Source organism: Pseudomonas sp. AU11447 (genome assembly GCF_001672555.2).
In the GTDB taxonomy this organism is placed as follows: Bacteria; Pseudomonadota; Gammaproteobacteria; order Pseudomonadales; family Pseudomonadaceae; genus Pseudomonas; species Pseudomonas nitroreducens.
The window spans coordinates 1-20366 of record NZ_LZDG02000091.1 but is presented as its reverse complement, the minus strand read 5'-3'; the positions used below and the strand labels follow the sequence as shown (position 1 = coordinate 20366).

General features: G+C 57.2%; 16 protein-coding genes and 1 pseudogene. 6 read left to right on the top strand and 11 right to left on the bottom strand.

Features of this window, described 5'->3' with window-relative positions:
• The first annotated feature begins 479 nt into the window (after positions 1–479).
• Positions 480–1589: a hypothetical protein gene (locus A6723_RS30675; protein WP_023124064.1), complete on the top strand. Its 1110-nt coding sequence runs from the start codon at positions 480–482 to the stop codon at positions 1587–1589.
• Positions 1590–1629: 40 nt separating this feature from the next.
• Here the strand turns inward: A6723_RS30675 and A6723_RS31550 are convergent, their stop codons facing one another.
• Both A6723_RS31550 and A6723_RS30670 read right to left on the bottom strand, forming a co-directional pair.
• Positions 1630–1941: a DUF2845 domain-containing protein gene (locus A6723_RS31550; RefSeq protein ID WP_023910459.1), complete on the bottom strand. Its 312-nt coding sequence runs from the start codon at positions 1939–1941 to the stop codon at positions 1630–1632.
• A gap of 302 nt (positions 1942–2243) precedes the next feature.
• Positions 2244–3401: pseudogene (locus A6723_RS30670) on the bottom strand (IS30 family transposase).
• Positions 3402–3657: 256 nt separating this feature from the next.
• On the opposite strand from A6723_RS30670, the gene A6723_RS30660 reads away from it, so the two are divergent.
• Positions 3658–4808 (top strand): IS3 family transposase gene (locus A6723_RS30660; RefSeq protein ID WP_122338809.1). Its coding sequence is split into 2 segments (ribosomal slippage): positions 3658–3901 and positions 3901–4808, totalling 1152 coding nucleotides; the frame shifts between segments, so codons are not numbered across the junction.
• A gap of 364 nt (positions 4809–5172) precedes the next feature.
• Positions 5173–6222 (top strand): AraC family transcriptional regulator, encoded by a 1050-nt coding sequence (locus tag A6723_RS31545; RefSeq protein WP_023124054.1) that lies wholly within the window; start codon positions 5173–5175, stop codon positions 6220–6222.
• A 607-nt stretch (positions 6223–6829) separates the two neighbouring features.
• Here A6723_RS31545 and phaC read toward each other — a convergent pair.
• From phaC to A6723_RS30625, 7 genes are all read right to left on the bottom strand, one after another.
• Positions 6830–8530 carry a class I poly(R)-hydroxyalkanoic acid synthase gene (gene phaC / locus A6723_RS30655; RefSeq protein WP_023124053.1) on the bottom strand — a complete coding sequence of 567 codons (1701 nt, stop codon included), beginning with the start codon at positions 8528–8530 and terminating at the stop codon, positions 6830–6832.
• Between the two features lie 136 nt (positions 8531–8666).
• The gene (locus tag A6723_RS30650; protein WP_023124052.1) at positions 8667–9845 is read right to left on the bottom strand and encodes an acetyl-CoA C-acetyltransferase; all 1179 of its coding nucleotides are present in this window, start codon (positions 9843–9845) and stop codon (positions 8667–8669) included.
• Positions 9846–9890: 45 nt separating this feature from the next.
• Entirely contained in the window at positions 9891–10646 is a 756-nt protein-coding gene (gene phbB, locus A6723_RS30645; protein ID WP_023124051.1) for an acetoacetyl-CoA reductase, read from the bottom strand.
• A gap of 623 nt (positions 10647–11269) precedes the next feature.
• The gene (gene fabI / locus A6723_RS30640; RefSeq protein ID WP_023124050.1) at positions 11270–12049 is read right to left on the bottom strand and encodes an enoyl-ACP reductase FabI; all 780 of its coding nucleotides are present in this window, start codon (positions 12047–12049) and stop codon (positions 11270–11272) included.
• Positions 12046–13254 (bottom strand): acetate/propionate family kinase, encoded by a 1209-nt coding sequence (locus A6723_RS30635; RefSeq protein ID WP_023124049.1) that lies wholly within the window; start codon positions 13252–13254, stop codon positions 12046–12048. Before A6723_RS30635 ends, fabI begins: the two co-directional genes overlap by 4 nt.
• Positions 13251–14183, bottom strand: a complete 933-nt coding sequence (locus A6723_RS30630; protein ID WP_023124048.1) for a phosphate acetyltransferase — start codon at positions 14181–14183, stop codon at positions 13251–13253. The genes A6723_RS30635 and A6723_RS30630 overlap by 4 nt, the downstream gene beginning before the upstream one ends.
• A complete protein-coding gene (locus A6723_RS30625; protein WP_023124047.1) occupies positions 14180–16726 on the bottom strand; it encodes a DUF3141 domain-containing protein in 2547 nt (848 codons plus the stop codon). The genes A6723_RS30630 and A6723_RS30625 overlap by 4 nt, the downstream gene beginning before the upstream one ends.
• A 249-nt stretch (positions 16727–16975) precedes the next feature.
• Between A6723_RS30625 and A6723_RS30620 the strand changes: the two genes are divergently transcribed.
• On the top strand, positions 16976–17542 hold the full coding sequence (locus A6723_RS30620) for a phasin family protein (RefSeq protein ID WP_023124046.1): 567 nt from the start codon (positions 16976–16978) through the stop codon (positions 17540–17542).
• A gap of 34 nt (positions 17543–17576) precedes the next feature.
• Here the strand turns inward: A6723_RS30620 and phaR are convergent, their stop codons facing one another.
• Together phaR and A6723_RS30610 are read right to left on the bottom strand one after the other, a co-directional pair.
• Positions 17577–18101: a polyhydroxyalkanoate synthesis repressor PhaR gene (gene phaR / locus A6723_RS30615; RefSeq protein WP_023124045.1), complete on the bottom strand. Its 525-nt coding sequence runs from the start codon at positions 18099–18101 to the stop codon at positions 17577–17579.
• Between the two features lie 378 nt (positions 18102–18479).
• Entirely contained in the window at positions 18480–19046 is a 567-nt protein-coding gene (locus A6723_RS30610) for a hypothetical protein (protein ID WP_023910323.1), read from the bottom strand.
• A gap of 70 nt (positions 19047–19116) precedes the next feature.
• Between A6723_RS30610 and A6723_RS32325 the strand changes: the two genes are divergently transcribed.
• Positions 19117–19620 carry a hypothetical protein gene (locus tag A6723_RS32325; protein ID WP_196584447.1) on the top strand — a complete coding sequence of 168 codons (504 nt, stop codon included), beginning with the start codon at positions 19117–19119 and terminating at the stop codon, positions 19618–19620.
• Between the two features lie 347 nt (positions 19621–19967).
• Complete coding sequence (locus A6723_RS32320) at positions 19968–20249, top strand: hypothetical protein (protein ID WP_023124042.1); 282 nt, start codon at positions 19968–19970, stop codon at positions 20247–20249.
• The last annotated feature ends 117 nt before the right edge of the window (positions 20250–20366 follow it).

Sequence of the window (20366 nt, the reverse complement as noted above, 5' to 3'; positions counted from 1 at the left end):
GGATGAAACGCTTCATGGAGTGCCCCCGCTACGAAAACCACCGGCAGCATAGCAAGGGCGCTGGCCACGTTTTTACACAGCCTGGGCCAGAAGCAGACCTTGTATACAGCGCAGACACGTGCTCTGTGTGTAGCTGTCTGCGCCAGGGAGCACCAGAGCACTCAGCCCGGTCTAGTCGATTCGTTGCCCGGACGCCCCACCGGTGTAAGGAGGCCGGGGTTACTCCTGGTCTGTCCACTTGGAACTGCTGTTTGTCGAGCCTGCAAACGGTTCACCATCTAGGGGAAGGCCCGTTCTTATTGCCCCGCTCAAAGCACAATGATCCATATCAACAAATCGGCAATTAACCACTACAACAGTCTGTTGCAGACATCGCAATAAAAATGCCTTGTTGTTTCCAAGAATCACTTCTAGTTTCTTTTCGCCACTGAATGAAGCGACCACCTCCGATTCGACTTGCAAAAGGGAATTAGCAAAACATGAAGCTTGTACTTAATTTCGATGGTTCAGCCCTTACCGCAAACAATCTCCAGCAGGCAATCACAGCTGCGGGAGCCAACACAACCATCAATATCGACACTGCTCAGGCCGTCAACATAACCACGCTCCTCCAGGTCATCGGCATCGCGGGAAATACCAAGCGCCTGAACGCCACATTCAATGGTGCTCAGTTGACCTCAAGCAATCTGCAACAAGCAGTAAATGCATCCGGCAGCAACACCAATATCGCCGTCAATACCGCACAGGCAGTAAACATCAACACGCTGCTTTCCATAATATCGTCCGTGGGCACTACCAAACATTTCAGCGCGGATTTCAATGGCGCCCAACTCACCGCAAATAATCTGCAGCAGGCGGTAACCGCCGCGCAATCAGGCACAAGCATTAGTGTGAACACGGCTCAAGCGGCGAATATTACCGCCCTTCTCGAGGCGATAAATGCTGCGGGCAGCAGCAAGGCATTTAGTGCAAACTTCAACGGAGCCCAGCTCACTGGCACAAACTTGCAGCAAGTTCTTACCGCCGCCGGCACAAATACTTCGATTGGCGTAAATACCGCCCAAGCAATCAACATCACAACTTTTCTACAGTTGCTCAGCATCGCTGGAAATACCAAGAAATTCAGCGCCGATTTCAATGGCGCTCAACTGACTTCGAACAACCTCCAGCAAGCCGTCAGCGCGGCAGGAACCAACTCGAGCATCAGCGTCAACACCGCCCAGGCGGCGAACATCACACCCCTCCTTCAGGCCATACAAAATGCGGGCAACAATAAAAACTTCAGCGCCGACTTCAATGGCGCGCAGTTGACAGCAGATAACCTGCAGCAGGCGCTGACTGCCGCGGGCACTAAGACAAAAATCAGTGTTAACACTGCTCAAGCAGTGAGCATCAACTCCATGCTTCAACTTCTCTCTATTGCCGGGATCAGCAAACTCTTCAGCGCCGCGTTCAACGGTGCGCAATTAACGGCAAACAATCTTCAACAAGCCGTCAGCAATGCTGGGGCGAACACGACGATCATTGTCACAAGCGCTCAAAGCGCCCCCATCGCTACGCTGCTGGATGCCATCGGCACTGCGGGCTAATGCCCCTTCGCAGGTACTCACTGAGTACCTGCGCTCTCCATCAATTCATTCGAGTACGAATTTCAACCAATCTACCGTCGACAAAGCGCAGGTATTGATATGCCCCATTGCTAGGGCCATAAACCCAATTCTCAATTGTTGCAGCGCCTTTTGCTACGTAACCGTTAGCGTCGACAGCAGGCCCCACAACCTGACGCTGCGCTGGCTGGCCACACTTTCTAATCACATCAACTATCAATTCGCCTTCGCTTATCAAATTACTTCCGCAACGCATTGTGGCTGCTTGAGTAGATGTTGCAGAAAAAGCAAGCAAACCAAACAACAGACCAATGCAAAATTCCCTAAACCTCATAACGTACTCCTTGAGAAATAATCCGCCAGAAAATCGACCCGCCTTAAGACTACCACACCCTTGCACCCGAGCGTCATATACACACGTCAATATTGACACACATCTCGGAATGACTGCTGACGAGTATAAGAAGGGAGTCATTGGTCGTTTAAGGCTCCGTCAAATTACTTGAGGTGAGTTGACCCAGACAGCGGAGCACTTCCCCGGAAACCAGCGTTCTGCTCGCTCCATTCGTCGCGTTCATTTTCTGGTTCATTTATCGCAGCATCCATTGATGCGATAGTCCGCTATGGGTTGCGGATTCAACCGATCAACGCAACAGCCTGGTTAAAACACTCGGCAGGTGTCGAGTACCCCAGGGTCTTTCTGGGTCGCTCGTTCAACCGCCGAGCGACCTTATCCGGCGCATCCTACGAGTACAGCGAGAGATCAGTTCCCTTCGGAAAGTACTGCCGTAGCAGGCCGTTGGTGTTCTCATTCATCCCGCGCTGCCAGGGGTTCTGTGGGTCACAAAAGTAGACCTGGATTTCCGTCGTCAGAGTGAATCGCTTGTGAGCAGCCATCTCATTGCCTCGATCCCAGGTCAGGGATTGGTGGAGCTCCTGAGGCAATCGCCGAGCATTCTCGATCAGTGTATTCACCACTGTCTCGGTGTCCTTTCCATTCACTTTCACCAGCATCACATAGCGGCTGTGGCGCTCAACCAGCGTGGCGATCTGACTATTTTTGCTACCGCACAACAAATCGCCTTCCCAGTGTCCTGGTACTGCACGATCTTCGACGATGGCCGGCCGCTCGCTTATGGAAGTCGTATCGCTGATACGGCCATGGTTACCGGCTTTCTGGGTGTGATGACGTGACCGGCGCATCGCACGACTACGGCGCAGATACTCCAGCAATTCCTTCTTCAATGCGCCGCGGGCCTGGATGAAGAGGCTACGGTAGATGGTCTCGCGTGACACTTGGTCGGCCACGTCCGGATATGTACGCTTCAACCATCCAGCGATCTGCTCGGGCGACCACTGGATCTGGAGCTTCTCCGCAACAAGCTGCGCCAACTTTGGGGACTGGGCAAGCTTGCAAAGCTTGGGGCGACGGGCCCTATCCCATGCCGCCTGTTCAGCCTGGTTGGCACGGTAGCTTCGACAACCAGCGTTACGGCTGATCTCGCGGCTGATAGTGGATGGAGCTCGTTCCAGACGCATCGCGATATGCCAAATCGACTGGCCAACAGCAAGTGCTCTTGGAATCTCCTCTCGCTCAACTAGTGTGAGCGCCAACCTGGAACGTCGTCGAGTAGCTGGGCGAATACCACCTGTCTCCGCGAGAATCCGCTGGATCGAGGAATGATTTCGGTCGAACAGCTGAGCAATCTGCTGGAGGGAATCACCTGCCTTCCAGCGATCCCACATCGGCGCCTTCTGGCTTTCGGTGTAGTAGATCCGAGGCCTTTGCTTCATCTGCAACACTCCTCCTGATTACACAGGGTTCAGTGCGTTGCGTTCACCGGTTGAATCTACAGGCCATAGCTGTCATTCGACACTGGCAAAGAATTCAGAAGAGATTCACCCAAAAATCTTCCGACCGGTGATAGCATGGTACCGTTTTGACATCAAGGAAGATTGTATGGGCTCTAAAGTTAGTGGTTAATTATTGAATCGCCCCTAGTTTCGTAGACACCTCCAAGCCTCATAATGAGGCCCGTTAGGAGGTGCCATGAGCAACCAGCGTTACCCCGAAGAATTCAAAATCGAAGCGGTCAAGCAAGTGACCGAGCGCGGCCTCCCCGTAGCCGAGGTGGCAGCGCGGTTGGGCATGTCGGTGCATAGCCTGTATGCCTGGATCAAGCGCTACGGCAAGCCCCAGGAACAGCGGCAGCAGGAAGACGATCAGCAGGCCGAATTGCGTCGTCTGCGCGCCGAACTCAAGCGGGTGACCGAAGAGCGAGACATCCTAAAAAAGGCCGCCGCGTACTTTGCCAAGGAGTCCGGCTGAAGTACGCCTTCATCAGCAAGCTGTCGGTGGAGTATCCGGTGCGGCGTCTCTGCCAGACCCTCAAGGTGCATCCCAGCGGTTACTACGCCTGGCTGGCCGAGCCGAAATCCGTACGCGCCAAGGAAGATCAGCGCCTGCTCGGATTGATCAAGCATGCCTGGCTGGAAAGCGGTGGGGTCTACGGCTACCGAAAGATCCACGACGACCTGCGTGAGCTGGGGGAGTCCTGTGGCCGGCACCGCGTGGCTCGCCTGATGCGAGGAGAGGGGCTGCGCTCGCAGACCGGCTATCGTCGGCGCCCCGGCTATTACGGCGGCAGGCCGACGGTGGCCTCGCCCAATCGCCTGGAGCGGCAGTTCAACGTCAGTGAACCGAACAAGGTCTGGGTCACCGACATCACCTACATCCGCACCTATGAGGGTTGGTTGTACTTGGCGGTGGTGCTGGATCTGTTTTCACGCCAGGTGATTGGTTGGTCGATGAAACCACGGATGTGCAGCGACCTGGCCATCGATGCGTTGCTGATGGCGGTGTGGCGGCGCAAGCCCAAGCAGGAAGTGATGATCCACTCCGACCAGGGCAGCCAGTTCAGCAGCTCGGACTGGCAGAGCTTCCTCAAGGCCAACAACCTGATCAGCAGCATGAGTCGACGTGGTAACTGCCACGACAACGCGGTTGCGGAAAGCTTTTTCCAGTTGCTGAAGCGGGAACGCATCCGACGAAAAACCTACGGCACCCGCGAAGAAGCCCGCAGTGATGTGTTCGATTACATCGAGATGTTTTATAACCCCAAACGCCGGCACAGCAGCGCTATGCAGCTATCGCCAGTGGAGTTTGAAAAGCGCTATTTCCAGAGCTTGGAGAGTGTCTAGGAAAGCCGGGGCGATTCAACTCCCCCTAAAATATTAACCTATAAAAACAAACCCCAACCATCAAAAACAGAAACCTCCTACAAGCTCCAGAATTGATCGAAAAACCATCTAAAAATTAAACCTACTACTCGAAGCCAACCACTAGCATCAGCACTCCTCTCGACTCCACTTCCGCAAAAAATAGCTAATCAAGCCATCGACACCCGAGCAATGTCCTGTGACACCAAAAAAAATGTCCGCAGGCACCTTAAGAAGGTATCCATGGACATACTGGAAGTTATCTATAGACATACTGACAGCATCAAGATATCTATAGGCGATCGGCGCAGGAATCAGCCTCCACCTAACACAGGAGCAGCGAGAAATGAGTAGGATAAGTGCCGGGTTAACTGCCCAGTTGGTGAGTTTCCTGAGCAGTGAAAACCTCGACACAGAGCGACTCTGCAAAGAAGTCGGGATAGCCATCGACGAGCTAAGATCGTCAAATAAATTTATTCCAAGATCAAGCGCCCTTCGGTTAATGGAGCTAGCAGAAATTGAGAGCGGTAACCCAGACATTGGACTTAAAGCTTACCAGCACTTTCTTCCAGGTGCTTTTCAATTAGTAGGATATGCAATGATCTCCAGCGCCAATCTAAAAGACGCGCTGCAGGTCTTAGTACGTTTTTCCAAACTTCTCGGAAACGGCTTCACTGTCGGCCTAACACAAGAAAAAAATGGCATACGCCTGTGGTACGTTGACAACACAGAAGACAGAACAAAGAAATCCAGAGTGTTCAATGACGCAATATTGGCATCAACTCTCGGACTCTGCCGCTGGATGGCTGGGGGTAAACTTCCCGAAATCCAAGAAATAGAATTCATTTACCCCACTCCACAAGACATCTCAGAGCACCAACGGCTTTTTGATTGCCCCCTACACTTTGGGAAAAATAGAAACAGCATCTTATTTGACAACCACGCGCTATCGCTGCCGCTAAGCACTGCAAATGAAACACTTGCACTACTCCATGGCAGCCTTGCTGAACATCAAGAATATTTTTTAAATAACGGACATTACAGCGAACGCACACGAAGCTTGCTCATCAAGCGCCTTGGCCACTCCCTCTGCGACATGGACTCTGTAGCAAAAGAACTTAACGTCAGTAGTCGTTTCTTACAGCGCGAGCTTGCAAAAGAGGGTAAAACCTTTAAAGAAATATTCAATAGCACCCGAAAAAGACTAGCCGAACACTACTTAAAAAACTACCACTCTTACTCCCTAGACCACATAAGCACACTACTTGGCTTTAAAGAGCTAAGTAGTTTTCACAAGGCTTGCCTTCGATGGTTCGGCATGCCACCAGGGAGTTTTCGAAACACTCACACAGAAACTCACCCATCAGGAGTAGACCAGAAAATAACTCATACCTAAAGCAAACCTGGATCGCCCTTTTGCGAAAGAGCCGTAAGAAACCCATCAAGCCACTCATGGCGACTACGAAGCCCCTCTACGCTCGCGTGAGGGTATGGGCAATCAAAAATAGTCAAACCAGATGAGCCAGAATCATACCCAACATCAAAAGGCTTTCTAAATTCAAGCTCAGAGCGATCCTCAAACGCAGAAATGATTAGCATATAAACACCTCAATTCTCTCTAGCGTAAATATCCAGAGTGCGCCTACCACAGAAAATCTCAAGCAATGCAGTTCAAAAACTCGTTCACGTCACCTTCGCGGATCACTCATGGACTAAAATAAAAACTCCATGACCAAGCTGAAGATTAGGCTTCGGCTACATGCTGCATGGGTTTGGGCTTTTTCAAAACATCCTCACACCACAAATAATTGTCCGCAACTACAGTTTTTAGCAATTTCCCGCCCTCCCTGAGTCGATAAATAGGTAGTTAATAAGCACTATGGGAGCAGCGCCGACAAGTAAATCGTCTCGTCTAACTCGGTCGGAAGCCTCAAGAAACAACCGGCCAGTCCGGGCTACGATGGCGGCCGGCCGGATCATTTTGTATTCAATAGAAATTGAGCTTATTGCCGAACATAGCGACCAGGTGCATGCTCAAGCGGAGGGTATTCAGCATTACCTAGCATAGTGATAGCAGGCAGGCGTGAGCCGGCATACTCGGCCAACCAGGCGAACCAATCACCCCACCAACTGCCGGCATGCTGCTGGGCACCCCGCAACCAGTCGTCGGCTGCCGGTGCTATGTGTTCATTGACCCAGTAATGGCGCTTGTTCCTACCTGGCGGGTTGATCACCCCGGCAATGTGGCCGGAGGCACCGAGGACGAACCGCTTCGGACCTTCCAGCAATGCCGTGCTGGCATAGGCACTGCGCCAGGGCACTATGTGGTCGTCGTGGGTCCCCAAGATGTACGCTGGTGCATCTATGGCGCGCAGATCCAGCTTGACGCCGCACAGATCCAACTCCCCTGATTTGAGATCGTTTTGCAGGTAGGTGTGGCGAAGGTACCAGCAATACAGGGGCCCCGGCAGGTTGGTGCTGTCGTTGTTCCAGAACAGTAGATCCAGAGCCGGCGGCTTCTGCCCCTTGAGATACTTGTCTACGTTGTAGTTCCACCACAGCTCGTTGGGCCGCAGCAGGGAGAAGGTATTGCCCATGTCCTCGCCGCGGAACAGGCCACACTTGCCACCATGGCCACCGATGGTGCGCTCGCGGTAGGCCACCAATTGCTCATCGACGAAGACGCTGATCGGCCCGGTATCGAGGTAGTCAAGAAAAGTGGCAAACAGGCTCAGGCTGGCAATGTCGTGGTCGCCACGCGCTGCCAGCACCGCTAGAGCGCAACTCAGCATGGTGCCGCCGATGCAGAAACCCAAACAGTTCAGGTGGCGCTCCCCGCTGATGGCCCGGGTAGTGCGCAGGGCGCTGATCACTCCGTCCTGGATGATCTGCTCCCAGGTGATGTCGGCCTGTTCCTGAGTGAAGTTGCGCCAGGACATCAGAAAAACTTGATGGCCTCGCTCTAGTAGATGGCGGATTAGAGAGTTTTCGGGGCCGAGGTCAAGGATGTAGTACTTGTTGATCGCCGGCGGAACGATGAACACCGGCCGCTGGTATTGCGTTTCGCTGAGCGGTGAATACTGGATCAGCTGGAATAGAGGGGTTTCCAGTACCACGGCACCAGGGGTGGTGGCCAGATTCACGCCAACTTCGAAATCGCCCAGGTCGCATTGGCGCAACTTGCCTTCCTGCATGTCACTGGCCAGATGCAACAGGCCACTTAGTAGGCTGGCGCCCTGCGTTTCCACTAGGCGTTGCAGCGCATCGGGGTTGCTCAGCAGAAAATTACTCGGGGCACTTGCGGCGATCGCTTGTTCAATAAGGTAACGAAGGCGCTGACGCGGCTTCTCCTCATCGATGGGCAGTAGCTCCAGTAGTTTCAGCAGGAAACCGGAGTTCAGCAGGTAGAAGGCAGCCAGGGAGCCGAATAGCGGTTCGCTCCAGTTGCCGCTGGCAAAGCGACGGTCATTGAACGCGAACGGCTGGCAGGTCAGCAATTGCTGGCCAAGATCGGCCCACTGTTGTTGGTAGCCAGCCTGCAGTTGCTCCAGCGCCTCGACAGGCACATCGAACCACCGGCTTTGGTCATGTCCGTTGAACCAAACATTCTGCGCCACGTATAGGCGCAACTGCTGCAGGACGAAGCTAGCGATGAAAGGTACCTGTCCCGACCAGTAGCGAGCAAAGGTGTGTGCGTTGTCCATGGCGTCTCCGGGAATATGAAAACAAAAGCCGCACCCGGTGAGGGGCGCGGTGCGATCATGTCGGGACGTAACCGCACGGCCAGCCTGGCGGTGCGGGTGCAGGGGGGCACGTCCGGCAGAGTCGCGAAAGCGTCACTCAGCGCTCGATGGCCAGCGCCACGCCCTGGCCACCGCCGATACACAGGGTAGCCAGGCCTTTTTTCGCGTCGCGCCTGAGCATTTCATGCAGCAGGCTTACCAGTACGCGGCAGCCGGAGGCGCCAATGGGGTGGCCGAGGGCGATGGCGCCGCCGTTGACGTTGACCTTGTCAGCATCCCAACCCAGCTCCTGGCCCACGGCCAGGGCCTGGGCGGCGAAAGCTTCATTGGCTTCGATCAGATCCAGCTGGGCCAGACTCCAGCCTGCCTTCTCCAAGCAGCTGCGGGTGGCCGACACTGGGCCGATACCCATGATCGCCGGATCGACGCCAGCATTGGCGTAGGCGGTGATCTTCGCCAGCACTGGCAGACCGAGTGCTGCGGCCTTTGCAGCACTCATCAGCAGCACCGCGGCGGCACCGTCGTTGAGGCTGGAAGCGTTGCCGGCGGTGACGCTGCCATCCTTCTTGAAGGCAGGTTTCAGCTTGCCCAGCGACTCAGCGGTGGTGCCGGCACGCGGCTGCTCGTCGGTGTCGAAGCTCAGCGCCTCGCCCTTGCGCTGCGGAATGCTCACAGGGACGATCTCGTCGCGGAAGCGACCGGCCTCAATGGCAGCCGCGGCTTTCTGCTGCGAGGCTGCGGCGAATTCGTCCTGGGCTTTGCGGCTGATGCCGTACTTGTCTACCAGGTTTTCGGCGGTGATGCCCATGTGGTAGTCGTTGAAGGCGTCCCACAGGCCGTCGACGATCATGCTGTCGAGTATCTGCCCGTGGCCCATGCGCAGGCCGGTGCGAGCATTGGGCAGGACATAGGACGACCGGCTCATGTTCTCCATGCCGCCAGCGATCACCACCTCGGCATCGCCACAGCGGATGGCCTGAGCGCCCAGGTGCAGGGCTTTCAGGCCGGAGCCACAGACCTTGTTCAGGGTCATCGCCGGTACGGCGTATGGCAGGCCGGCAATGACCGCTGCCTGTCGGGCAGTATTCTGCCCAGCACCGGCGGTAAGTACGTGGCCGAGTATCACTTCATCCACCTGACTGCTATCCAGAGCGGTCTGTTCGAGCAGGCTGCGGATCACCGTGGCGCCCAGCTCAACGGCGGGGGTGCCGGCCAGGCTTCCCTGGAAAGCGCCGATGGCGGTGCGAACGGCGGCGACGATAACGACTTCGATCATCTGAAGCACCTCATGTCATGGCTTAGCGACGGCGCGAATGGCACGTCACTGCATGTTCATGCCGCCGTTCACCGAGAAGTCGGCGCCGGTGGCATAGGCAGACTGATCGGAGGCCAGCCAGGCCACGATCGAGGCAATCTCCTCAGGCTGGCCGAGACGGCCGACTGGAATGCCGGTGATCATGTCCTCGAGGATGTCCGGGCGAATCGCCGCGGTCATGTCGGTCTTGATGTAGCCGGGGGAAACCGTATTGACAGTCACGCCCTTGCCACTCACCTCGCGGGCCAAGGCCATGCTGAAACCATGAATGCCTGCCTTAGCTGCGGAGTAGTTGGTCTGCCCGAACTGGCCTCGTTGACCATTGATCGAGGAGATGTTGATGACGCGTCCCCAGCCCTTGGCCAGCATGCCCTCGATGACCTGCTTGGTCGTGTTGAACAGGCCGGTGAGATTGGTATCAATCACCGTCCTCCAGTTCTCCGGGGACATCTTGCGGAAGGTGCCGTCGCGGGTGATGCCAGCATTGTTGACCAATACATCGATCGGGCCGACAGTCTCGTGCACCATGTCGAAGGCCTGGCGGGTGCTGTCCCAGTCGGTGATGTCGCAGTCGATGCAGTGGAAGTGGAAGCCCGCCTCGAGTTGCTTGGCAATCCAGGAGGCCTTGCGGCTGGAGTAGGGATTACAGCCCACCACCACGGTGAATCCATCCCGATGCAGGCGCTGGCTGATCGCCGTACCGATACCGCCCATACCACCGGTGACCAGTGCTATACGTGCCGGATTGCTCGCAATACCCATTAACCATTCCTCGTTAATTAAGACCTTGGAACAGCGGGCAAGTCTCTGGCGCTTTGCAGATGGGAACAACGTCCCCGGGTGACGCCGGGTTGTCCTCGCGCACCAGCCTTGGCGCGCTTTGAACTCTATCTAACCAAGCATTGACTGGAGTCAATAAAAATTGACTTGCGGACATCTAGGTCGCGCATTTCAAGGTGTGCCACCGCTCTTCGAGAAACGGCAGAGGGGTATTTACCAGATCAGTTCCAACTATGTCGGGATGCTGGTGGATATGCTGCCGGCGGAGGGCCTGGATGAGGTGCTCTTGCGTCGTGAGGCTTGAGTCGATATTTGCTTACTGACACGGACGGATGTGTTGTTCACACACGCGAGCGCCTACCCCGCTACCAGCTCCACGCTCTACCACATCCAGGCGCACAGGATTAGCATCAATGCGTAGCGGCGTATCAAGTAACTGGCGAGCACTCCACCGATACAGCAGGCCGTAATCAGACCCACAGTGTTACTGGCGGCTTCCAAATCCATGAACTTGCCGACGCCCAATAGCTCGGTGAACAGTGGCGCTCAGAATAGAGCACCAAGTTAAATATGGAGCGCATGGATTTGCATGAAGGCACCTTGAATCAACCGAGGATGTTCAGGCCGCCATCAACGAAGTGGACTCCGCCAGTCTGACCTTGGCTCGCGTTGCTAACCAGCCAGGCGCACAGGCCGCCGACTTCCTCCAAAGTGACTAGGCGGCGCAAGGGGGCGCGATTGGTCGAGGTTTCCAACAAGTGATCAAAGTCCTTCAGCCCGGATGCCGCCCGAGTCGGCATAGGGCCGGGAGAAATGGCGTGCACACGGATGTTGCGCGGCCCCAGTTCGGTGGCCAGGTAGCGCACGCTGGCCTCCAAAGCGGCCTTGACCGGCCCCATCAGGGCATAGCCTTCGATCGTCTCCTGAGCGCCCAAGTAACTCATGGTCACCAGACTGCCGCCCCGAGGCATCAGCGGTTCGGCCAGGCGCGCCATGCGGATAAAGGAGTGACAGGAAATATCAACGGCCTGCAGAAACCCGGAACTGGAGCTATCCAGTAGGCGCCCGCGGAGTTCCTCCTTGGGTGCGCTAGCCAGGCAGTGAACGACAAAGTCCAGCGATCCCCATTGCACTGCGAGGTGCTCGAACAGCGCGTCCAGCTCGCCGGCCCGGGTCACGTCCAGGGGCATGCGCACACTGGCATGCACCTGTTGCGCCAGAGGTTCAACATGCACCCTGGCTTTGTCATTCAGCCAGGTGACGGCCAGCTCAGCGCCCATGTCATGCAGAGCCTGAGCACAGCCCCAGGCGATCGAATGCGGGTTGGCGATGCCGACCACCAGGCCGCGCTTACCGGCTAGGGACAGGCTTTCCTTGATACTCATAAGCGTTGATCCTGATATACACGCCAGGCATGGCGGGCAATGATGCTTTCTTCGTCGGTGGGGATGACCCACACAGCCCGTGTGCTGGCAGTACTGGATATGCGCTCGGCGTTGCATTGGTTCGCCGCGTCATCGATGCGCAGCCCAAAGAGCGGCGCGAGATGCTGCAGCACCTGGGCACGCAGCGCAGCATCCTTTTCACCGATACCGGCGGTGAATACCAGCGCGTCCAGCCCCCCCAGGCACGTGGCGAGCCGCCCGACTTCCTGGGCGATTCGGTAGGCATAGAAGTCGATGGCCAGGGTTGCGCGTGGGTCGTCGCTGGCGCGCAGTTTGCGCATGTCGCTGCTAACCCCGGATATGCCGAGCAAGCCGGATTGCCGATACAGCAGCGTCTCCAGATCGCGAACCTGCATACCCTGATCCAGCAGGTACAGCAGCACACCGGGATCCAGGGCGCCGCAGCGGCTGCCCATGGGGAGGCCGTCGAGGGCGCTGAAACTCGTGGTCACCTCGACGCTGCGGCCGGCCTCGATGGCGCACAGGCTGGAGCCATTGCCCAGATGGGCTATGACCAGCTTGCCGGAAGCGAGCTCTGGAGCTCTGTCGATCAGGCGCTGGCTGACATATTCAAATGACAAGCCATGGAAGCCGTAGCGGCGAACACCCTGTTCGTACAGCGCGTAGGGCAGGCCGAAGAGCTGGCTCATTTCACTGCGCCCGGCATGGAACGCGGTATCGAAACAGGCAACCTGAGGTAGGTGCGCATTGTGCTCGAGCGCTGCCTTGATAGCCGCCAGATTGTGCGGTTGATGGAGCGGCGCCAGGGGTTCCAGCGTCTCCAGGCGCGCCAGTACGGCAGGATCCACGCGCACCGGGGCGCTGAAATCCATCCCACCATGCACCACTCGATGGCCGAGCAGCGCAGGTGGGCGATTGTGTAGGCCTTCCTTCAGCGCGCTGTAGACCTGCTGGAAAGCCGCCTTCATATCAGCAACATGCTCCGGCGCAAAGGCTACGTCCCGCACCACTGTTCCATCAGCCATGACTATCTGGAGGCGCGGCACCACGCCAATGCCGTCCAGCTTGCCGCGCGCCAGCAAACGTGGCTGCTCCTCGCCTTGACGGCCGGCGAACAGACCAGTCTTGATGCTCGAGGAGCCAGCATTGACGGTGACGATCAGTTCGTCTTGAGCGGGGCTCATATGGACACACCTAGTTGGGTGCGCAGCGCTTGGGCGAGCAACACGGCCAGCCCGCTACTGGCGATGCGTGCCCGTGGACTGTCGGCGCGGCTGGTGAAAATGATCGGTACGCGGGCGCCGAGGACAATACCCGCCGCCTCGGCACCGGCAAGATAGATCAGTTGCTTGGCGAGGATGTTGCCCGCTTCCATGTCCGGTACCAGCAGAATGTCCGGATCGCCGGCGACTTCTGAATGAATGCCCTTGACCCGCGCAGCGTCGGCGTTGATCGCGTTGTCGAAAGCCAGTGGCCCGTCGAGCAACGCGCCATCAATCTGTCCACGCTGAGACATGACCACAAGTGCGGCAGCTTCCAAGGTCGAAGGCAGCTTGGCCGTGACAGTTTCAACCGCCGACAGCAGCGCTACCTTAGGACGGTCGATGCCCAGGGCGTGCAGCATCTGGATCGCATTGCGACAGATGTCAGCCTTGTCCTCCAGGCCGGGAAAGATGTTTACCGCCGCGTCGGTAACGAACAGCGTTTTGTGGTAGCTGGGCACACTCATGGCGAAGACATGGCTGAGGCGCCGCTCAGTGCGCAGACCGCTTTCACGATCGGCCACGGCATGCAGCAGTTCATCGCTGTGCAGGCTGCCTTTCATCAGCAGCTCGCCACGACCTTCGCGGATCAGGGCAACACCACGCTCGGCGGCAGCGTGACTGTGTGGCACGTCCTCCACGGTTAACCCGTCGATATCCAGGCCAGCCTCGCTGGCGGTTGCCGCGATCTTGTGACGCGGGCCCACCAGAATCGGGGCTATCAGTCCGGCCTGGGTGGCCTCCAGCGCTCCTCGCAGAGCATTCGCCTCGCAAGGATGTACGACGATGGTGGGCAGCGGGCCAATTTCGGCGCAGCGGTTCAGCAACGTCTGGTAGTGATCTTGGCTCATTCGGCGCTGCCTCCCTTGTCCTGGCTCGCAGGGGCATGCGCCGGCGCAGAGCGAGTTGCCTTGCCGCGACCTGCTTTTTTTACCGCAGCCACGGGGCTCTTGCTCCTGGTCCCCACAGGGGGCGGACTGGTTTCGATCTGTGCATCGGAAGACTGGGCGGCGCTTTTCTTCCTTGGCCGTGTGCCGACCTTGGGAGTGCGAGTAACTGCCTCGGGGAGGTGCAGCGTTAACGAAGTCTGGTCTGGAGCGCTGTCCATAGCGATGAGTGGCACCGTTGATTGTGCGAAGGCCGGCACGGGGTGTTCAAGCTGGTCGTGCAAACGGCGCCAGAGTTCGCCCACTGCGCCCTCGGCGTAGAGAAGTTCGGGCACGAGGTACACGGCGGCTGCCAGCACTGCCTCACGCTGCCCGGCCTCGGGAACCAGCAATGGCAATGTATTCAGACTCTCCTCGGGGAGGGCAAAGACCAGCAGATCCTGCAGACGGACGCTGTCACGTACGGCAAGTGGGTCGATGCCGAGCTGTTGCGAGAGCGTGCGGGCCTGTTGAGCAAGTTGTTCGATGCGCTCCTTGCCGAACCTGCCACTTGCATGCGCGAGCAAGCAGAGAATGCGAATGAGCGCTTCCTGCTCCCCACCACGAAGAAGCGAGTCGTGCAGATGCTCGACGAGAGCCTTGTCACGTTGCTCGACGTAGCTCTGCTGCGAGTGTGGTGCCTGGTCGCCAGTCAAGGTGCTCAGACCGCCATAGAAACTATGGAAGAGCATCTCCTGGGCCGCGTCGCGGACATCACGATAGCCATCGAGCAGGGCCTCAACCGTGCTGGACGATGCCTCTTGCCAGGCAAATAGGGGATTGTCGGGCGATGCCGGGCGGCGATTGACGCGCGTCAGAGCCGCATGGCCTGCCAACCACCAGAGCGTTGGATTGAGACTGCTCCAGACAACTTGCTGCTGGTGGAACGGATGGCTCTTGCGCAAGCATTCGGCGAGTGGTTCGTTGATCGCCCTGCGCATCCAGGGACGCACAAGCCAGTCGTAGAGAGTACTATTGAATCCGGAGACGCGGTCGACCAAGGCGAACTCTAATTCGTCGCTACGACCATCCTCATCGTGGCAGAGAATGTCGGCGATGCACCGAGATTCGAAATGTACCTGGTAAGCCTGGTCGTCACTGGCGGATGCTGGCAGGTCGTCGATCACCAGTTCGTACAATCCTGGCGACAACAGGGTGATGGCATCGATGGCGCCGAGCAGCTCCCTGTGCTCACGACGGGCGACCTTGCCGGAGACGAAAATGCCCAGATGGCCGATGCTGGCATGCTGAAGATAGACGATGGTGCGTCCGGCATTGCGCAACGCCAGATCGCTGGGATAGACGTCGGCTATCCAATTCAGTGCTTGCTGCGGTGGAGTGATATTGTCGCCATAGGAGCAGAACACCACCACGGGTGCCTCGATGCGTTTCAGGTCGATGCTGCTGCTCCTGCGCCCGAAACCGCCAGCCAGGCGGTTGCCGATGAACAGGTCATCGACGATCACCTCGATCTCCTCGCTGTTGAGCAGGGTTGGACTACCCCACCAGCGCTCGAAATCGAGAAAGCGGGGGGTTTCCCTGTCGACGTTGCTGAACAGCTTGTAGTACTTGCTCCAGTAGGTGTTGGCCGGATTCAGGCTCTCGAAGTTGCTGACCAGCCAGGTGCCATCAAAACGGCCATTACCCAAGTCACTACCCAAGCGAGTCATCCATGCGCCGCCGAGTAGACCGCCAGCGTAGCGCATCGGGTTGCGCCCGTTGACTCCGGCCCAGTAGGACAGCGGCGCACCATTGACGATCACCAGACCTGGTAGTTCCGGACGTGCAGCAGCCAGTCCCATCAGCGCCCAGCCGGCCTGGCAGTTACCGATCACCACGGGCTTCCCTGCCTCCGGATGCCGCGCGCTGACCGCCTCGATGTAGCGGGCCTCGGCCTCGGCGATATCGATCAGGGTTTGGCCTGGTGCGGGAGCATGGCTGAAAGCAATGAAATAGGTCGGGTGCCCAGCGCGCAAGCTTTCGCCGATTTCAGAATCCTGCTTGAAGCCGCCGATGCCGGCGCCGTGACCACCGCGTGGGTCGATGACGATGACCGGCTGGCGCGTGGTATCGCTGGGCTGGTCATCCGGTGGAACGATGTGCAGCAGAGAGTAGTTGACCGGGTGAGGCAGGTCGTGGCCGTCGACCAGCACCTCATAGGGAAACTTGAGCAGCAGGGGATAGCCGGCGCGCTCGTGGGCAAGGGTATTGTCACCACGCTGGCGAAGTGCATCCCAGAACAGCAGATTGCGCTGTCCGAAGTCGACCAGGTACTCCCAGCAATCGCCTGCGCTGGGGACACGCAGGCGCCCTTCTCTCAGTGGCGCGAGCAGAGCCTCTTGGCGTTGACCAAAGGCATCGAGCAGGAGCTTCCCGTGCAGATGCTGTAGGCGTCCGAGGTGTTCGAACAGATTATGAAATGAGGAGAAACTCTCTTCTCGCTTTGCAAAAAAACTTTCCTGGCTCATGAGCTTTTCCTATATCAGAGACGCGGGAATCCCCCTCATTCGATCCTCTCCATGAAGAGGAGCCATGGCTTTCAGGCCAAGTTTTATAGCGAATCACCTCGACTTGAGCAAAGTTTTTTTTGCAGCGCACAAAAACGCTTGCCCTCTCTCTTTGTGCAGTGCAACATTTTGCTAGCGCAGCGGCTCCATCATGGATGGTTTTCGCGTGCTAGGTCGCAAGCGGCCTTTCCCATTGCCAGGAGACCAACCATGTCTTTTTTCGATTCAGAAAAACTGCAAAGCGCACAGAAAGCCAACCTTGACCTGTTGCAGCAGATCAGTGGCAAGGTATTTGAGAGCGTCGAGCAACTCAGTCAATTGCAGTTCAAGGCGCTACGCGCATCCAGCAGCGAGCAGTTCGACAGCCTACGTAAGCTGCTGTCGGCGCGTGACCCGCAGGCCTTCGCCGAGTTGCAGGCGTCCCTCACTCAGCCAACTGCTCAGGCAGAGCGCCTGCTGGAGTTCAATCGAGAGGTGTATGACCTGGTTTCCAGCACTCAGGCGGATATCGCCAAGCTCGCCGAACGCCAAGTCGAGGCCGGCGCCAAGCATGTGCGGGAACTGGTGGACGTCATCGCCAAGAACGCCCCGGCGGGTGCGGAGCCGGCGGTAGCCGTTCTCAAGTCGGCACTGGAAAGCGCCGGCAGTGTCTATGAAAGCGCGCAGAAGGCCGCCAAACAGGCAGCCGAGATCGCCGAGAACGGCATCGCTGCCGCGGCCTCCGCAGCAGGTCAGGCGACCCGTGAAGCCAGCAAGACTGCGGGTGGGCGCAAGTAAGGCAAGGTAACTGCACCAAGAGCGGTGATGGTCGTCATTGATCATCACCGTCTTTTTTCTTCTGCCTCGAATTGCCAGGCGGGATACCGCCGAACATGCCGAAAAGATTCTGGGTCCCCAGATAGAGCTTCTTCGACTGTTCGACATACTGGCTCATCAGATCCTGCATGACGGGCACCTGCTTGTGCATAAAGTCACTCCAAGCCTGCGAGGATTGCACCCCGGTCTGGGTCTGGATGTCGATCACGGTCTGGATGCTCTTCTCCAGATAGTTGCCGAGCATGCCCTGGAACGGGCCGTAGAAGCGAATGATCCCCTTGAGCATGTCGCTGGAGAAGATCGGCTCACCATCACTTTCCGCTTCCTGAATGATCTGTAGCAGGATGCTCCGGGTCAGGTCTTCGCCACTCTTCGCGTCTACTACCTGAAACGGCACTTCATCGATAACCAGCCGGCGAATGTCAGCAAGGGTGACATGGGCACTGGTGTGGGTGTCGTATAGGCGGCGATTGGCGTATTTCTTGATCAGGCGAGGAGCACTGTGGTCGTCTTCGGGCATGCAAGGCGTCTCTTCATGATTTGGGCTGTGTCAGTTGCCGGCACTATCTTAGGCCTTTTCTCTTAGATGTCCTCACCGTCACCCCAAGCGAGGTGCGCCCCCCATAGGGAGCGGTTTATCGTAGACCTACAGCCACACTCCCTGAGCTCCAGCGTACATTGTGCTCATAAGGTGCTGCTGCTCGCCCCATGGCGTGTGTTCGCGCAGACGCTCATAGGGCGACTGTCCTGCCCATGGTGCCGGAAAGCGCCATTGAGCGCATGCAGTGGCGTCGCTCGGCGAAATCCATCTCCGCCTCAAATGCAGCTCTACGTCGAAATACCGATCCAAGTGCTGCACGAGCTGACGCCGCCCTCACTGAGGTGCTGCCCTAGCGTCTTAGGGAAAAACGCTCATCTGGCCATCCCAGAACAGGATACGCATACCACTGTTGGCAAGCGCCTTGTCATGCCGGCCTGTCAGCAGAGAAACATCCTTAGCTACCCCAACCGACCACAGCATGGATTTGATCTGATCCAGCACGCCATGTTGATTGCTGCAAAGACTAGCCTCGAACTGGCGCAACTTCGTATCGTCCACGTTCGGCAAATTAAGCTGCCCCACAACGAGCCTAACGTCTGTGTACAGGTCATGTCTGCCAGCGTGCTCGATATAGCGCCGCTCCGCGAACGGCCTCCACCCCGCAGTGTGATTGACTCCTCCCGAGACATTCGCGCCTCTACCAATATGAGACCCAGTGGCTTTCACCCGATGCTTGCGAATGCGCGCCAGAACGCTTTCACGCACTGTGGTACCCACATAGATCCAGGGCGTCAAATCCTTCGCACCTCCGAACGCCAGCACGTACAACCCATAGGTCTTCGACAGGTTCTTTCCATACGCAGACACAGGGACCATGGCATGTGACAGGGTTTTGAACGAGGCACGATAGCGTGCCGGCGTCATCCCCGGATTCGTCTTTACAGATGTTGCCAACCAGCTCGACCTGTTCGCGGAAGGTCGATTCGACGAATCAGTGGTTGAACGCAAAGAAAAACAGCACGCCGAACGGCTCGACCAGCAACAGCAGGAAAAATTGGCCAAACAGTCGGTCGTTATCGAAAAGGACGGCCATGATCATCTGTTCAGTATTGAGTGGCGCCAGGTAGAGCACCCGCCCTGTGATCCCGAGAAGATTCAGCACATCAAGACCGATGGCACCACCTGGCTGATAGTTGACAACGACGACCGGCTCTATCGGAGCCTCGACCGTGAGCACTGGCACACCGTGCGTCTCAGCGCTTCCGAAGACTCACCGCGCATCAGCAAATTGGATATTGTGAGCGGCATGTGGATCGCCGTGGCGGGCTATAGCGAAGGCTTTTATTACTCCCACGATGCGCAAACTGGAAACAGAGCCACTTCCCGGACGTACCTGGCTACGAATTCACCCGCACCGAAGAAGTCTGCTACTTCAACGGCCTCTGGCTCTGGCGCTTCAAGGAGAGCAAGGAATACTCCTACATTGAAAAAGGCCTGATCTTCGATTCGACCAAGACCGGCAACTACGACAAGATAGCCGTCTTCTGCACTGCGAATCTCGACAATCAGTGGCAGCGCTGGGAAGACACACCGAGCCTTCCGGAAGGCGTCGTGGTGGAGAGCCTCTAGTCATTACCGAACGGAAACACCCTGCTCGCGTTCTGTAAGTACGATTGGCTCTACAAGACGTCGAAAAAGAAGAACAACGCATCCTCCTTCGTCAGCTACTTTATTGCCGGAAAAGGCTGGCGAACCTGCACGTGGGCCAGCGAAGACGATAACTACGATGCACCGCTCATCACACGTACGGGCCTGAAGCTGTTGTGCTTCTATTCGGACCACGTTATGGCGTCCGAAAAAAATGGCTACGAGTGGAAGCTTCAATCCAAGGACATCCGCATCAGTACCTGCGCCCATTTGCAGAATATGAGCCTATTTTCGACACGCTGGGGCAGCGAAACGCTCTACGTAAGCCAGACAGGGGAATCCTTTGCGGAGCTGGTGCTCGAAGAAGGCACCTGGAAACACATCGCCGCTAACGAGCAAGGCACCCTGAGCGTCTACTCGCCGAACAAGCATGAAACCTTCCTGCGAAGTGGCAACTACATCTGCCAGCCGAAAGCGTAAGCGGATCAGGTGCCAGAAGTAGGCAGAGTGTAGGTCATAGCCTGCAAAGCATCGTCTTTGCAGGCTATGGTCGCCCCTAGGATGCGCGATGCCAACGCCCCCCCCCCCCCCCCCCCC

What these genes read in the sequence shown, in the direction of transcription:
- A6723_RS30630 (WP_023124048.1), bottom strand. Translation starts at nt 14,183, where the DNA reads ATGAGCCAAGATCACTACCAGACGTTGCTGAACCGCTGCGCCGAAATT.
- fabI (WP_023124050.1), bottom strand. Translation starts at nt 12,049, where the DNA reads ATGAGTATCAAGGAAAGCCTGTCCCTAGCCGGTAAGCGCGGCCTGGTG.
- A6723_RS30620 (WP_023124046.1), top strand. Translation starts at nt 16,976, where the DNA reads ATGTCTTTTTTCGATTCAGAAAAACTGCAAAGCGCACAGAAAGCCAAC.
- phaC (WP_023124053.1), bottom strand. Translation starts at nt 8,530, where the DNA reads ATGGACAACGCACACACCTTTGCTCGCTACTGGTCGGGACAGGTACCT.
- A6723_RS32320 (WP_023124042.1), top strand. Translation starts at nt 19,968, where the DNA reads ATGGCGTCCGAAAAAAATGGCTACGAGTGGAAGCTTCAATCCAAGGAC.
- A6723_RS30650 (WP_023124052.1), bottom strand. Translation starts at nt 9,845, where the DNA reads ATGATCGAAGTCGTTATCGTCGCCGCCGTTCGCACCGCCATCGGCGCT.
- A6723_RS31550 (WP_023910459.1), bottom strand. Translation starts at nt 1,941, where the DNA reads ATGAGGTTTAGGGAATTTTGCATTGGTCTGTTGTTTGGTTTGCTTGCT.
- phaR (WP_023124045.1), bottom strand. Translation starts at nt 18,101, where the DNA reads ATGCCCGAAGACGACCACAGTGCTCCTCGCCTGATCAAGAAATACGCC.
- A6723_RS31545 (WP_023124054.1), top strand. Translation starts at nt 5,173, where the DNA reads ATGAGTAGGATAAGTGCCGGGTTAACTGCCCAGTTGGTGAGTTTCCTG.
- A6723_RS30610 (WP_023910323.1), bottom strand. Translation starts at nt 19,046, where the DNA reads ATGACGCCGGCACGCTATCGTGCCTCGTTCAAAACCCTGTCACATGCC.
- A6723_RS30675 (WP_023124064.1), top strand. Translation starts at nt 480, where the DNA reads ATGAAGCTTGTACTTAATTTCGATGGTTCAGCCCTTACCGCAAACAAT.
- A6723_RS30625 (WP_023124047.1), bottom strand. Translation starts at nt 16,726, where the DNA reads ATGAGCCAGGAAAGTTTTTTTGCAAAGCGAGAAGAGAGTTTCTCCTCA.
- phbB (WP_023124051.1), bottom strand. Translation starts at nt 10,646, where the DNA reads ATGGGTATTGCGAGCAATCCGGCACGTATAGCACTGGTCACCGGTGGT.
- A6723_RS30635 (WP_023124049.1), bottom strand. Translation starts at nt 13,254, where the DNA reads ATGAGCCCCGCTCAAGACGAACTGATCGTCACCGTCAATGCTGGCTCC.